This is a genomic window from Candidatus Poriferisodalis sp., from assembly GCF_965208485.1.
In the GTDB taxonomy this organism is placed as follows: domain Bacteria; phylum Actinomycetota; class Acidimicrobiia; order Acidimicrobiales; family Poriferisodalaceae; genus Poriferisodalis.
On record NZ_OZ242344.1, the window covers coordinates 262,089 to 276,094 of the forward strand.

Genomic DNA, 14,006 nt, shown 5'->3' on the forward strand with positions numbered 1-14,006 from the left:
GATGCGAGCTTTCGAGCGGAGGACCGTCCGGCGGCGGTGGCGAAGCGGCCTCGTCCGGCTCGCTGCCGGCGTTTTGGCAGCCTCGCTGCTGCTGGCTGGCTGTGCTCCCGGCGGCACTGGCGAACCGGACGGGACTGGCGAACCGGCAACGGCCCCGAGCGATGCTGCGGGGACCGAGACGGACGAATCGCTGCCGGTCCCACCGACGGATGCCACAGGTCCCGCCGATGACGAATCGGCTGACGCCGCCAGCGTTGCCGCCATGACGGACGCCGAGCCGGCCGAGCTGACGTACGAGGGGAACGTTGCGGCGCCGGAATTCCCCGCCGGATACGACTGGTTCAACGTCAGCCGGCCGCTGTCGATGAGCGGAGACCTGCGCGGCAAGATCGTCCTCCTCGACTTCTGGACCCAAGGCTGCATCAACTGCATCCACATCATTCCCGACCTCCACCGGCTGGAAGCCGAGTATCCCGACGAGGTCGTCGTGATCGCGGTGCACTGGGCGAAGTTCCCCAGCGAGCGCGAGTCCGAAGCAGTGAGGGAGGCCTCCATCCGGTACGGGCGGCAGCATCCCATCGTCAACGATGATCAGGAGTTGCTGCGCGCCGAGTACGGCGTGAACGCGTGGCCGACCGTGGCCGTGGTGGATCCGACCGGCAAGGTGGTGGGCACGATTGCCGGCGAGGGCGTGTACGAGCGCCTGGAGCCGGTCATCGAGCTCATGGCCGCCGAGTATGGACAGAACGGGCTCATCGACCCCACGCCGCTCGGCGAGTTGCTCGAGATCGCGCCGGCGCTGCCCACCGTGCTCAGCTTCCCGGGAAAGGTGCTCGCCGACGAGGCGGGCGGGCGGCTGTTCATCGCGGACACCGGTCGCCATCGCGTGCTTGTCGCGACGCTCGCGGGTGAGCTCATCGATGTGATCGGCGCAGGCAGTGAGGGGCGCGCCGACGGCGATTTCGGCGAAGCCACATTCCGGCGCCCCCAGGGCATGGCCTTGTCGCCGGACGGCACCACGCTCTACATCGCCGACCGCGAGAACCACTTGATCCGCGCAGCCAGCCTCGACTCCCGTGCAGTCACCACTGTCGCGGGCACCGGAGAGCCTGTCACGGTGTTCCGTCCCGGCCCCGCTGCGCAGACACCTATCGCATCGCCGTGGGATCTGCACCTCGAGGGTGATGTGCTGTACATCGCCGGCGCGGGACGGCACCAGATCTGGCTGATGAACCTGACCAGCGGCGCCATCGACTACTTCGCCGGCACCGGCGCCGAAGGGCTCGACGACGGCAACCGCCTCGAAGCCACGCTGTCGCAGCCGTCAGGCTTCGCCGCCGCCGATGGCGTGCTCTACTTCACCGACCCCGAGGCAAGTGCCGTGCGGCAGGTCTCGCTCGGCCCCGACGGCCAGCTGTCCACACTCGTCGGGCTGCACCTGTTTGTCTGGGGCGACGAGCTGGGGAGCTTCGACGACACGCTGCTGCAGCACGCCATCGGCATCGAACATGTCGGCAGGGGAGACGGCCGCGGCGTGCTGTACATCGCAGACACCTATAACCACAAGATCAAGGTGCTCGACCTTGACACGATGACCTCGTCGCTCGTGGCCGGCGACGGCATCGCCGGGCTTCGCAACGGCTCTGGTGCCGATGCGCGACTGGCTGAGCCCAGCGGGCTGAGCGCCACATCCGACACCCTGTACGTGGCTGACACGAACAACCACCGCATCCGGATGCTCGACTTGGCGACGGGCGAACTGTCCACGCTGGTGCTGTCGAATCTGGAGATCGCCACGGTGACGATGGCCGGGGTGATCGAAGACGACGTCGTGCTCCTGCCCCAGCGAGTTGCTCCCGGACCGGTCGCGATCGTGCTCGATCTGCGGGTGCCCGAGGGCTACAAGTTCAACTCCGATGGCCTGTTCGAGTTTGAATGGTCTGCTGAGGGTGACGTGCTGCGCCCGGAGGGATCGGCCCGCTACGAGGCCCGTGGTCCCGAGTTGCCGTACCTGCTGGCCGGAACCGTCAGTGCAGACAGCGCAGGCGGTGGCACGGCAGTGCTGACCGCGACAGCGGTGGTGTTCTACTGCCCGGCCGTGGACGAGACGTTCTGCCTGATCCGGGACGTGAACTTCACCGCGCCGATCGAGGTGGACTCCGCCGGTGGAAGGAGCATCTATCTGCACCACCAACTGCTGTCTGCTGAGGAACTGGACAGACGCCTGGCACCAGGGTGAGGACGATCTGCGCCGATGCGCAGCGTCGGTCGCCCGCTCCCCGATGGCGGCTTGAGCAGAAGAGCGCAGCACGGCTGCTGATCGGTGCGCTTGTACTGGTGGCTGCCGGTCCTCTGGTGCTGCTGCCGCCTGCGGCAGCGCAGTCCACTGGCGAGGGCGATGCCCCGCCACTGGTCACAGTAGCCCCCGAGCCGACGAACACCGGTTCCGACGGGGCGCCTGCCCCACCCCGGATAGCGGTAGTGCTCAGCGGCCCGGGGGGCGTGGGCTACTGGGCGATCGGCGTCGATGGCTCAATCGAACCGATCGGCACCACCATCCTGCCGATCATCGGCGAGCCTCCTGAAATCCACTCCGACGTCACCGGAGCACGGCTGGGCGCACCGGGGGCTCTCGGTGTGTGGCTGCTGCTGGCCGACGGCTCGGAGGTGCCGGTGGGCGATCCGGGCCCGACGGTGCTGACCGGCGAAGAGCGTCCGGTCGGCTGGCTGTCGGGTGTCGCCGTCCGGCAATTGCTCTCGGGCGCTTGGCGGACTGATGTGGACCGCTGGTGCACCTCTGAACTGTCGCTGGAGGTGCGGATCGGGCAGACGATCATGACGGCGCTGGGCGAGCGCTCGCTGGGATTTGCGGTGGAGGAAGCGCGCGACCGCCGCATCGGCGGGATCCTGCTTGTGGGTCCGGTAACCGAGCATGTGTGGCGCCGTATCGCTGAGCTGCAGGACTTCGCCGGTCGTATCCCGCTGATCTTCGCCGTGGACGAGGAGGGCGGGCGCGTGCAGCGGCTCGCTGGGCTCATCGGACGGCTGCCGACGGCGGCCTCCCAGACACAGAGATCACCGGCTGAGATCGTCGAGCAGGCAGCCGACCATGCCCGCAAGATGGTCGAGCTCGGCTTTACGATGAACTTCGCCCCGGTGGTCGACGTCGGGGCCGGAGAGGGAATCGGCGACCGCGCGTTCGGCGATGATCCCGACGTCGTGACCGACTACGGCATCGCGACGGTGGAGGGCCTCAGCGCCGGGGGGGTGATGCCGGTGGTGAAGCACTTCCCTGGGCACGGCGGGGCCAGCGCCGACACCCACGAAGAACTCGCTTCTACCGCGCCCTTGGCGCAGATGCGCACACGGGACCTGATCCCGTTCGCGGCGGTCGTGGGGAGCACCGATGCAGCAGTGATGGTCGGGCATCTCAATGTTCCCGGATTGACCGGCGGCTTGCCGGCTTCGCTCTCGCCTGCGGCCATCGGCGGCCTGCTGCGAGACGAGTTGGGTCACAGCGGTCTGGTGGTGACCGACTCGCTGGTGATGGGTGCTATACGGAGCCGCTGGTCGGTGAGGGAGGCAACGCTCTTGGCCGTCGCCGCCGGCGCCGATCTGGCGCTTGTCGGCGATCTCGCCAGCGCTGCTGCTGCCTTCGCCGAGATCGAGGCCGCGGTCTCCGAGAACCGTCTCAGCCTCGAACGCCTCGACGACGCGGCAACCAACGTGTTCCGCGCCAAAGACGTCTACGCGTGCACCCTGGTAGGCCGGGACGGCCTCGGTCGCACAGTGCTGTACGACCCGACGCTCGTCGGCCGTTAGGCCGAGCAATGAGCACGGGGGCGCTAGGGCAGCGTCACCGTCACCTCAGGCTCAGGTGGCGGGGGACCGGTCTCGAAGTTCCGGACCACTTGGCTCCACGTGAGCTGCCATTCCTTCCAGTTGGCGCCGACATACGCCGGATCGGGCCGGTAGGGGATCACCGTCACACCGAATTCACGCCACTCGGGCGTGCTCAAGATGTCGCTGCGCGCCGGCCTCGACCCGAAGCGATCACCTATGCCGAACTGGAAGAGCGGCTCGCCCATGAAGTCGATCAAGCGCCCGCCAAGCGACTCGTTCGGGGCGCCGGCCACGACACCTGCATAGAACCCGATGCGCACGCAATCGTCGGTCACGACGGCAATGTCCAGCACCTCGGGCAGGCCCGGCTGGTAGGTGGCATACACCGACGGCAATCCGGTGGTACCCCACGTCATCGGCAGGCGGCCGCGGAGATCCGGCAGGGTGACAGGATCAGGGTCATCCTGGCTGATGGGCCGCTCCGGCGGGGGCTCGCCGCCGGCGAAGCGTTCGAAGGTCGAAATCTCCCAGCTCGGTGCCAGCTCGATGCCCCACCGCAGCATCTGGTCCAAGACCTGAGGCCACGGCGTCACCTCGTCGCTGTCGCGCTCGGGATGCAGACGCTCCAGTGCCACCATCAGGTACACGCCCATGCGGCTCGTCGCCGCATCTGGAATCACCGCAGTGCCGGCGTGTGCCGGGTCGTAGAGAGCATCGAGGCCTCGCGGCACAGGCGGTGGCAGCACATCGACATCAGGCAGCTCATCGATGGGGCGATCGGGAACGACATAGAACGACGGCAGGTAGTTCAGGCAAGCGTCGATGTAGCTGACTGGTGTCAGCTCGTGGCCTTCGGCCGTGAGGCCTTCGATCAGCGGTCCAGGCGACAAAGGGACGTACGGCTGTGTCAGCCCGCTGTCGACGACGAACTGCAGATCCAGCGTGTCGATGCCCACCACGACATCGGCCACCGGATGGACGCGGCTGCGCTCCAGCAACTCGATCACATCGGAGGGGGTGTCCTCACGGAAGATCACGACTTCGATGCCGGTGGATTCGGTGAAGGACTCGAGCGCGTCGGCGGGCAGGTGAAAGTCGCGATGGGTGATCACGCGCACGGCGGCAGAGCCCTGACCCGTGTCGGCACATGCAGCAGTGAACATCGCGCCTGCGCACGCCAGCACTGCGAGACAGAGTGCGACCCGTCCAGCGTGTGAGCCTGTGGTCCGGCTTCTACGGAATCGGCTTGCCATGTGCCTGCAGTGCCAGCACAGTGCCTGATGCAACGTGCACCAGTGCCAGGCGCCCGATGAACTCGTTGCTCAGTCCGAGGGTCGCTGTACTTTGCAGCGGCATTGCCCCCGTCAGGTCCCATCGCAATCCAGTGGTGTGCAGGCGGGCCGTGCCGCCCACGGCGAGCAGCGTCAGCAGGTTGCCGTCATCGGCGGTCAGTTCCATGGACATGGCGGCGGTGGCCGAGCGCACCACGCTCTGGCCGAGGTGGGCAACCAGCGGCAGCGCTGCATAGCACGGACGCGCCAGCAAGGTCACCGACGTCAGCAGATGGTCGAGGCGCCCTCCACCACCGCTCGCGAGGGCGATCTGATCAGGATCGAGGCCCCAAGCGAAGCCCAACGCGAGATCCAGATCGCTGTGCGCCTTGTTCGGAGGGTGGCGCCGGACCACTAGGTCGGGCCATTCGCCGCGGGTCCGGGCCAGCATCCCGGCGTCGACCGAGTCGAAATCTCCCACGACCACATGCGGCCGCAGGCCCAATCGCAATGTGTGAGCCAGACCCCGGTCGACAGCGATCACACACGACGGCTCGCCCGGCGGGAGCCGACGAGGGACATGTGGTCCTCCGTCGATGATCCAGACACAGCGAGCATCGAGGTGCGCCACCTCCCGCAGCCACTCGGCTGATACAGCGCCCGCCATGCCACCAGTGTGATGCGCCGAGACGCAGTTGTGGCGCGATGGGCTTGCGACGCCGCTGCTGGGGCAGCTTCAGCCCGGTACCTTGCAGTTCAACGTGGATGCCATCCGTCGTTTCGCTCGGCTGCCTCTGCTCGCCGTGATGATCGCGGTCTGTGCAGCACTCGTGACGCTCGGCGCCCGCGCCTCGGCACCCCATGTCGCCCGCACGCTCGACGCCGTCGAACGCGACCGTGATCGCATCACGATCGATCTGCGTCCCGGGGCGCAGCGCACGCAGGTATTCGACTCGGCAGGCAATCCGATCGGCATTCTGGTCAACGACGTTGATCGAGAGATCATCACCCTCGACCAGGTGCCTGCTGACGTGCTCGCCACGATCGTGGCTGTCGAGGACGCCAAGTTCTGGCTGCACAACGGCGTCGACTTGCGAGCAACCGCCCGGGCCCTGGTCTCAGGCGTGTCCGCCGGCGGCATCACGTCCGGCGGCTCGACGATCACCCAGCAGATCGTAAAGCTGCGTGTGGTGGGCGACGAACGGAGCTTCAACCGCAAGATCCGCGAAGCGGTCATCGCTGCGCGACTGGAGGAGGAATTCTCCAAGGAGGAGATCTTGGAATTCTATGTCAACGAGATGTATCTCGGCAACGGGGCCTACGGCCTGCAGGCTGGGGCGGAGACCTACTTCGGCAAGGACGTCTCCGCGCTCGATGTCGGCGATGCGGCATTCCTGGCCAGCCTCATCCGCAGTCCAGGGCTCTTCGACGGCTTCGACCAGAACATCGCGACGATGACGCGGCGTCGCAGCCAATCGCTCCAGCAGGCAGTCGATGCCGGGATCATCACCGCGACACAGCAGGCTGCCTTCGAGCGCCGGTCGTTGCCGGCCCGCAACCTGTCACCGCGGCGCACCGACATGACGCTGCGCCGCGACTACTTCTTGGTCGAGGTGCGCAAGGCGCTGCTGGCAAACCCCGCCTTGGGTGACACCTATCAGGCCCGCTTCAGCCAAGTCTTCGGTGGGGGACTGCGCGTGTGGACAACGCTGCGTCCCGACCTGCAGTCGGCCATGCGTGCCGCGGTCTCCGAGGTTCTGCCTGAGGGCACCGGCGAGTTCGAGGTGTCCATCGCCAGCGTCGACCCCACCACAGGAGCTGTGCTTGCCTTCATCGGCGGTCCGGCGTTCAGCGACTCCGAGTTCAATCTGGCCACCCAAGGCCTCCGCCAGCCGGGTTCCTCGTACAAGACCTATGTCTTGGCTGCCGCGATCGAACAGGCCGACTTCTACCCGTTCGACACGATCAGCGGGCAGGGACCCTGCGTCTTCCCCAACCCCCCACTCGCGGACTACGAGGTCTCGAATTTCGCGAACAGCCCCGGGCGCCTGGCCACCTTGGAGGATCAGGCAACCGCCAGTTCCAACTGCGCATTCGTCCGGCTGGGCTTGGCCATCGGACTCGATGAGGTCGTCGAGATGGCGAACCGTCTCATCGGCCGATCAGGCGACGACGGCTTCCTGCCCTATCCATCCATCTCGTTGGGCGCCCAAGAGGTCACGCCGCTCGAGCAAGCGGTGGGATACGGCACGTTCGCCAACGGCGGCATCCGGATGGAGCCGTTCTACGTCACCCGAATCGAGAACAACTTCGGGGAAGTGATCTATGAGCACGTGCCGCATGGCCGCAGGGTGGTGTCGGATTCGACGGCGGACTGGGTGACCGCAGTGCTCGAAGCAAATGTGGAATCAGGGACGGGAACGCGCTCACAGCTCACAAGCGGCCAGGTCTCGGCTGGCAAGACCGGCACCACGCAGGCGTTCCATGACGCGTGGTTCGTGGGATTCACGCCTCATATGTCGACAGCCGTATGGATGGGCCATCCCGACGAGCAGGTTCCGATGGGAGAGATCCAGGGACGGCGGGCGACGGGGGGCTGGATCCCGGCTCGTGTCTGGTCTGCCTACATGGGCGAGGCGCTGGATGCCACGCCACTGCTGGAATTCGATCCGGCACCGCCCCCGCCCCGGGCCAGCCAGTACCTGTTCGTCGCCGGCGACACCTGCACCGTCGCCGTCTCGGTGTTGCCGTCGGAGCCTCCGCTCGAATTCGACCTGCCCTGCAGCATGGTCCGCCCGACGGCCGGCAACGAATTCGAACCGTTGCCCGATGCGTTGTGCAGGGTTGCGGTTCCCGCTGCGGATGGCGAGACGCGATTCGAGTGGATTCGCTGCACCCAGATCGCCGCCGAGCTCGCAGCGAGCGCGGCGGAGTCGCTCGGTGATACGCATGGCGCCCCCGCTCCTGAGAGCCTCACATCGGGCAGCTCCGAACAGTCCGAACAGGGGGAGGGGGCCTCTAGCGTGGACGCGACCGAAGACGACCAAGCCTGAACCCAAGCTTGTTGCCTCCATCACCACAAAGCGATGACATCAGACGCTTTCGAGCCAGCACATCCAACAAGCCGCCTAGGGACGCTTGCGCTGCTGCAAGATCTCGACGTGCGGCTCCAGCAGATCGATCATCGAGTTGCCCACTTGGGAGACCGCGAGGCCCGCGCTGGCATCGACACCCAGCTGACTGCATGGGGATCGGCGATGCGAGCACTCGAGGGTCGCATCGCCGATCTCGAGCGACAGCAGCGCAGGCACGAGGACGAGGTCGCTCGCATTGAGTCCAAGCGAGCGCAGAACACCGAGCGCCTGTACGAGAGCCACCTCACCTCGCCGAGAGAAGCCGAAGCGCTCACCGCCGAAGCTGATGCGCTCGGGCGGCGTCAGATAGAGATCGAGGATCGGATCCTCGATCTGATGGAACAGCTCGAGCCTCTCAACAGCGAGCGTGATGCCTTGGCTGCTCGACAGTCGGAGGCCACCTCACGCAGGCAGGATCTCGACGCTGCAATTGCCATTGCAGAGCGCGAAGCCGAGACCGAGCGCAATGGAGTGCTCGTCGAACGAGAAGCTCTGGTTGCATCGGCAGACCCGGAGCTGATCTCGGTGTACGAGCAGCGGCGAGCCGTTGCGCGTGGCGAGCCGGTTGTGGGACGGCTGATCGGGACCACCTGCAGTGCATGCCACCTTGAGGTCCCCTCGGTGGATCACGAGCGCATCGCTCATCTCGAACCGGACAAGTTGGCCGAGTGTCCTCACTGCGGCGCTTTGCTGGTTCGCTGAGTCCTCCGGTTCAGCGCTGCGGGCGAGTCATCTGATGCTGTTGTGGTTCGTGGCGACGTCGCTGCTGGCGATGCGGTGGTCGTTCGGCGACCCCGCCATCGATCATCGCATCATCGTCGCCGGCGCTTTGCTGCCCGATGTGCTGTACACGGCAAGCGGTGGGGCGCCTGTCACGCACTCGTTGATGCTGCCGGCAGCCGGCCTCGTCGCGGTGATGCTGGTCACCATGGGACGCAGGCGGGCACGACGCCGCTGGCTGGCACTGCCGATCGGGGTGTTCTGGCATCAGCTCTTCGACGGTGCGTGGCTGCAGTCCGACCTGTTCTGGTGGCCCGTGGGCGGTGTGAGCATCGCCACGACGCTGCCGCTCGCGTCTCGACCGGTATGGCTGAATGTCGCGATGGAGTCGGCAGGCATTGCCGGCTGCTGGTGGGTGTGGCGTTCCGCCGGATTCGCACAGGACCCTGCGCGCAGGGCAGACTTCTGGCGTGCCGGGCGCTTGCGCTACCCGGCCGGATCTCAGCAGCGCCGAGACGGGGGAACCTGACCATGATGCTCGTGCGCCACGGGCGCCCATGCTGATGCTCGTGCGCCACGGGCGCCCATGCTGATGCTCGTGCGCCACGGGCGCACGAGTGCCAACGCGGCCGGGTTGCTGCAGGGCCGCGCCGACAATGAGCTGGATGCGGTCGGCATGGAGCAGGCGGAGCAGATCGCTGCCGCGCTGAGCTTGCCTGATGACCGGCCGGATCGCATCCTCTGCTCGCCGCTGCTGCGAGCGCGCCAGACGGCCGAGGCCACTGCGAAGCTGCTCGGCTTGGAGATCTCCGTCGATGCACGCTGGTCGGAGCTGGACTACGGCGAGTGGGACGGCATACCGGTCTCAGAGATTCGCACCGAGCGGTGGCAGCGCTGGCGGGCCGACCCTGGGTTCGCCCCGCCGGGAGGCGAATCGCTCGCCGAGCTCAATGAGCGGGTCGCAGCGGCATGCGACGAGCTGGCTGCGGAGGCTGCTGAGGGGAGGGTCGCCGTCTTCACGCATGTCTCCCCGATCAAGTCGGCGGTGAAATGGACGCTGGGCACTCCCAATGAGATTTCGTGGCATCTGCATGTGTCGCAGGCCCAGATCACCAGGATCGGATTCAGGGGACACCAGCAGCGACTGGTGTCCTACAACGACACAGCGCACTTGAGCGACAGAGGCTGACCGCGATTCGTCATGTGCGCTGGCCGGTCGCCCAGCGAGACGGCCGATGGTGCGGTGAGTCGGCCTGTAGGCGGGATTCTGTCCGTCGGCTGGTGCCGTCGGGGTGGCCATCCATCTGAGCGGCCTACCCGGGATCATCAGACGGGCCGCCCGACCCCTGCTTGGCCTTGCTCCGGGAGGGGTTTGCCGATCCGCCGGAGTCGCCCCCGGCGATGGTGCGCTCTTACCGCACCGTTTCACCCTTGCCTGTGACCGGGTGGTGCCCGGTCCATCGGCGGTCTGTTCTCTGTTGCACTTTCCGTCGCCTCGCGGCGCCTGGTTGCAAGCCAGCTCCCTGCCCTGTGGAGTCCCGACCTTCCTCGGACTGCGCATTGACCGCCGGCTCGCACGCTGCGGTCCGACGAAGCAGCTCAGTCCGCGGCCACCCGGCCGACTCACCGCAATCCTGAAGGCTACTTCGGTGGCTCGCCACTCAAGTCAGCGATTTCCTCGGTGTCGCGGTCGCTCCGGATCGAGGAGCGACCGCCGACGATGGCGCGCCATGGTCCCGAGCACACCCCCCAACGATGCCAGCGAGGCAGACAGCAGCATCACAAGGGGAATCCCGAGCGCCCCGACAGCCTCGCCGGGGCCGAAGCGGCGGATTGTCTGCACCACCACGGCAAGGATTATCACTGGGCCGGAGGTCAGGATCGCCGTGAGGAGATGGTTCTCGCTCGCTCGGAAGGCGGCGACCGCGCCCCCGGCGATCAAGCCGCCGAACAGCAATCCGTTCACGGCATAGGCAGCCGGGGTCTGCTCAGCAACCAGGCTGCCTCCCCCGACACCCACGACCAGCGCGGTGCCGGTGGACATGATCGCTCCGGGCACGACGGCCCGTCGCTCCGCGGTTCGGCCGAAGACTCCCAACAGACTGCGCATCGATGTCCTCACTGCCCGGCGGCGAAGGATCGGCAATGCAGGGACCCAGAGGTGCCTGCGTGTGCGCAAACAGTCTGCGCCGGCGGGACATCGGTCACTACATGGAACAATCGGTGGCTACTGAACGCTCAATAAGGCCTTGACAAGCGGCATCCGATCGGCAAGATTGCGCGTGGGATGAGCACTGTCACAGCAACGGCACGCGTCAGTCCGGCGACCGAGGGCCGGCGGTCTGCGCCCTCGGTACCAGTTCGAGTCGTGGCCTCCGACCAGGACAGCCTCGTCGTCGACATGCTCGAATGGCAGCGCCACGCTGCCTGTCGAGGCCTCGAAGCGGAGATCTTCTATCCCTCCGAGGATGACGAGACGGCGTTTGAGGCGAAGGCGGTCTGTGCGGCGTGTGCGGTCTCAGGCGAATGCTTGGAGTACGCGATCGCTGTTCGGGAGAAGGATGGCGTCTGGGGCGGGCAGACGGCCGTCGAGCGTGTACGCATCGTTCGCCGCCGCCGCCGCGCCGCAGCGCGCGCCCGCAACGCCCAGGCCGCAGCCGCATCCAGTTGACTGCAGAGCCGACAAGACCGCCCGAGGTGCCTAGCTAGCCTCCGGTGCGTGAATACAGCCGCTGCCAACAGTGACGCCGACGCGCCTTCTCTGACGCACTACGGAGGCTGGAAGGCCGTGCTGACCGACTTGATCAACGGGATCGACCTGAGTCCTGAGGTTGCCCGGGCGGCATTGAGGAGCGTCCTGAGCTCCGGCGCGACCGACGCCCAACTCGCCGGCTTCATCATTGCTCTCGGCATGAAGGGGGGGTCGGTTCTCGAGCTCACCGGCCTCGTCGACGCGATGCTCGACAACGCTGTACCGCTCGCGGCGCCCCCCGGGGCCATTGACATCGTGGGCAGCGGTGGTGCTCCCGTACGCCAACAGCATGCGCTCAGCGTGTCGACCATGGCCTCGTTCGTAGCTGCTGGCGCAGGCGCGGTGATCTGCAAGCACGGCTCCGTGGCGGCCACGTCGTCGTCCGGTTCATTCGACACGCTCACTGCGCTCGGCCTCGCGACCGAGCTGGGTGGGCCTGAAGTTGAGCGCTGCATCGCCGAGATCGGGCTTGGCTTCGCGTTCGCCAAGCTGTTCCATCCGGCTATGCGCTTCGCCGCACCGGTGCGCAGCGAATTGGGCGTTCCTACTACGTTCAACTTCTTGGGTCCGCTCTCGAATCCCGGTCGCGTGAAGCGCCAATTGCTCGGCGTGAGCGATCCGGTGATGGCGCCGCGGGTAGCAGGCGTGCTGGCCGCGCGTGGATCTGAACGTTCCTTGGTCGTCCACGGTGCAGACCGGCTGGATGAGATCACCTTGACCGATCTCACCCGCATCTACGACGTCCGTGACAGCGAGATCGTCGACGAGTACCAATTCGATCCCGCGTCGATCGGCTTGGAGCGAGTCAACCGTGCGGCTCTGTTCGGCGGCACCCCACAGCAGAATGCCGACATTCTCCGGGCGATCCTGTCAGGGTCCGAGATCGGCCCTCGAGCGGACATCGTGTGTCTGAACGCCGGCGCCGGGCTGGTCGTGGCGGGCCTCGCAGCGGACTTCGCCGAGGGGTTCGAGATGGCCCGAGAGGCGGTGGCCGACGGGCGCGCCGCCGCCAAGCTCAAGGCGGCAATCGCCCTCACGAACGATCTGGCCGCAGGCGTCGGCTGACATGGTCGTCGGCCTGTCCCTGCCGTTCGGCGTCGGGGACATCATCCGGCTGACAGGCACCAACGACGAACGTCGAGACTCGCTGGTGGGCATGACGGGCACCGTCGTCGGGGTGCGGCCGGGGGATCGCCGCGTCATGGCGATCGTCTCCTTCGACCAGGCACCGGTCTCCACAGTCTTGGTCTACGGCGTCGACGAAGCCGAGGTCGTCGAGCGTTACCGGCACGGCGTGAGCTGAATCCGGTCTCTCAGCCGGCGCTGTGCTTTGTGCCCGGTCTCTCAGCCGGCGCTGTGCTTTGTGCCCGGTCTCTCAGCCGGCGCAAGAACCCTCGACGGCGTTCGCTCTCGTGGGCGGGAATCTCGAGGGCAGCCAAGGCTGCGGCGAGGTCGGCACCGCCGGCGAAGCGGTCGTCGGGTGCTTTTGCCATCGCCGTCAGGATGATCTCCGACAGCTCGGGCGACACCCCCCGCTCAGCCGGATCCGGCGGCGGAAAGCGGACATGAGCATGCAGGAGATCGTTCCGCTCGCCATAGAACGGGGCCGAGCCAACCGTCAGGACATACAGCGTCGAACCGAGGCCGTAGATGTCGGTGCGGGCGTCGACAGGATTCGCCAAGGCCTGCTCGGGAGAGAGGTACATCGGCGAGCCGTACACCCGACCCGGCGGCGAGGGCGGGCCGTCAAGGTCATGTGCGAGGCCGAAGTCGAACAGCACTGCCCGATCGCCGCCTTCGGGTTGGGGGTCGAGCATGATGTTCGACGGCTTGACATCGCGATGGACGATCCGGCGTTCGTGGACATGGTCGAGCGCAGCGCAGATCTGCTGGATCGCGGCGATGCCTTCTGCCAGCGACGGCGGGTGGCGGCTGGCGCATCTGTCCGCCAAAGTCTCGCCCTCGACAATCTCCATCTCGATGTAGTGCGCTCCGCCGATCACCCCAGCACCGTGCACTGCGAGAACATTGGGATGATCCAGGCGGGCCATGAGTTCGTATTCCTGCTCGAAGAGCGACCGGACCTCCGCGCGAGCCTCGGCGAAGGGTGTCAGCACCTTGAGGCCGACCTCGTCGCCTCTCAGCGTCGTCGCCCGGTAGCAGTGCGCCACCGTGCCACGACCCAGCACCCCGGTGATTTTGTACGGGCCGTATTGACGGCCAACCCAGACGTCAGTTTGGTCTTCGTACATCGCACCGGCCGCGGCTTGTCGCCAATTCCAGCAT

General features: G+C 66.8%; 13 protein-coding genes and 1 other RNA gene. 9 read left to right on the forward strand and 5 right to left on the reverse strand.

Going from position 1 to position 14,006, the window contains the following annotated elements; translation table 11 throughout:
* Position 1 precedes the first annotated feature (1 nt).
* Together ACOGXQ_RS01240 and ACOGXQ_RS01245 are read left to right on the forward strand one after the other, a co-directional pair.
* Positions 2-2,239, forward strand: coding sequence for a thioredoxin-like domain-containing protein (locus tag ACOGXQ_RS01240; RefSeq protein WP_419947448.1), 2,238 nt, complete (start codon positions 2-4; stop codon positions 2,237-2,239).
* 98 nt (positions 2,240-2,337) lie between these two features.
* Complete coding sequence (locus ACOGXQ_RS01245) at positions 2,338-3,822, forward strand: glycoside hydrolase family 3 N-terminal domain-containing protein (RefSeq protein ID WP_419945654.1); 1,485 nt, start codon at positions 2,338-2,340, stop codon at positions 3,820-3,822.
* Positions 3,823-3,845: 23 nt separating this feature from the next.
* Here ACOGXQ_RS01245 and ACOGXQ_RS01250 read toward each other — a convergent pair whose 3' ends face one another.
* On the reverse strand, positions 3,846-4,961 hold the full coding sequence (locus ACOGXQ_RS01250) for a hypothetical protein (RefSeq protein WP_419945655.1): 1,116 nt from the start codon (positions 4,959-4,961) through the stop codon (positions 3,846-3,848).
* 115 nt (positions 4,962-5,076) lie between these two features.
* A complete protein-coding gene (locus ACOGXQ_RS01255; RefSeq protein ID WP_419945656.1) occupies positions 5,077-5,781 on the reverse strand; it encodes a thiamine diphosphokinase in 705 nt (234 codons plus the stop codon).
* Between the two features lie 94 nt (positions 5,782-5,875).
* Between ACOGXQ_RS01255 and ACOGXQ_RS01260 the strand changes: the two genes are divergently transcribed.
* From ACOGXQ_RS01260 to ACOGXQ_RS01275, 4 genes are read left to right on the forward strand one after another with little or no spacing between them, the layout of a single operon-like run.
* Positions 5,876-8,167: a transglycosylase domain-containing protein gene (locus ACOGXQ_RS01260; RefSeq protein ID WP_419945657.1), complete on the forward strand. Its 2,292-nt coding sequence runs from the start codon at positions 5,876-5,878 to the stop codon at positions 8,165-8,167.
* A 33-nt stretch (positions 8,168-8,200) separates the two neighbouring features.
* Positions 8,201-8,950: a zinc ribbon domain-containing protein gene (locus tag ACOGXQ_RS01265; protein ID WP_419945658.1), complete on the forward strand. Its 750-nt coding sequence runs from the start codon at positions 8,201-8,203 to the stop codon at positions 8,948-8,950.
* 34 nt (positions 8,951-8,984) lie between these two features.
* Positions 8,985-9,497 carry a hypothetical protein gene (locus ACOGXQ_RS01270; RefSeq protein ID WP_419945659.1) on the forward strand — a complete coding sequence of 171 codons (513 nt, stop codon included), beginning with the start codon at positions 8,985-8,987 and terminating at the stop codon, positions 9,495-9,497.
* Positions 9,498-9,554: 57 nt separating this feature from the next.
* Positions 9,555-10,157, forward strand: coding sequence for a histidine phosphatase family protein (locus tag ACOGXQ_RS01275; RefSeq protein ID WP_419945660.1), 603 nt, complete (start codon positions 9,555-9,557; stop codon positions 10,155-10,157).
* A 51-nt stretch (positions 10,158-10,208) separates the two neighbouring features.
* Here ACOGXQ_RS01275 and rnpB read toward each other — a convergent pair.
* Positions 10,209-10,594, reverse strand: an RNA gene (gene rnpB / locus ACOGXQ_RS01280) — RNase P RNA component class A.
* Between the two features lie 40 nt (positions 10,595-10,634).
* On the reverse strand, positions 10,635-11,078 hold the full coding sequence (locus ACOGXQ_RS01285) for a hypothetical protein (protein ID WP_419945661.1): 444 nt from the start codon (positions 11,076-11,078) through the stop codon (positions 10,635-10,637).
* Between the two features lie 258 nt (positions 11,079-11,336).
* Between ACOGXQ_RS01285 and ACOGXQ_RS01290 the strand changes: the two genes are divergently transcribed.
* The 3 genes from ACOGXQ_RS01290 to ACOGXQ_RS01300 are packed head-to-tail and all read left to right on the forward strand — an operon-like array spanning position 11,337 to position 13,023.
* Positions 11,337-11,639: a WhiB family transcriptional regulator gene (locus ACOGXQ_RS01290; protein WP_419945662.1), complete on the forward strand. Its 303-nt coding sequence runs from the start codon at positions 11,337-11,339 to the stop codon at positions 11,637-11,639.
* 48 nt (positions 11,640-11,687) lie between these two features.
* Positions 11,688-12,785 (forward strand): anthranilate phosphoribosyltransferase, encoded by a 1,098-nt coding sequence (trpD, locus tag ACOGXQ_RS01295; protein ID WP_419945663.1) that lies wholly within the window; start codon positions 11,688-11,690, stop codon positions 12,783-12,785.
* Between the two features lies 1 nt (position 12,786).
* Positions 12,787-13,023, forward strand: a complete 237-nt coding sequence (locus ACOGXQ_RS01300; RefSeq protein ID WP_419945664.1) for a hypothetical protein — start codon at positions 12,787-12,789, stop codon at positions 13,021-13,023.
* 10 nt (positions 13,024-13,033) lie between these two features.
* On the opposite strand, the gene ACOGXQ_RS01305 is transcribed toward ACOGXQ_RS01300, so the two are convergent.
* Positions 13,034-13,972: a serine/threonine-protein kinase gene (locus ACOGXQ_RS01305; RefSeq protein WP_419945665.1), complete on the reverse strand. Its 939-nt coding sequence runs from the start codon at positions 13,970-13,972 to the stop codon at positions 13,034-13,036.
* Positions 13,973-14,006: the final 34 nt, after the last annotated feature.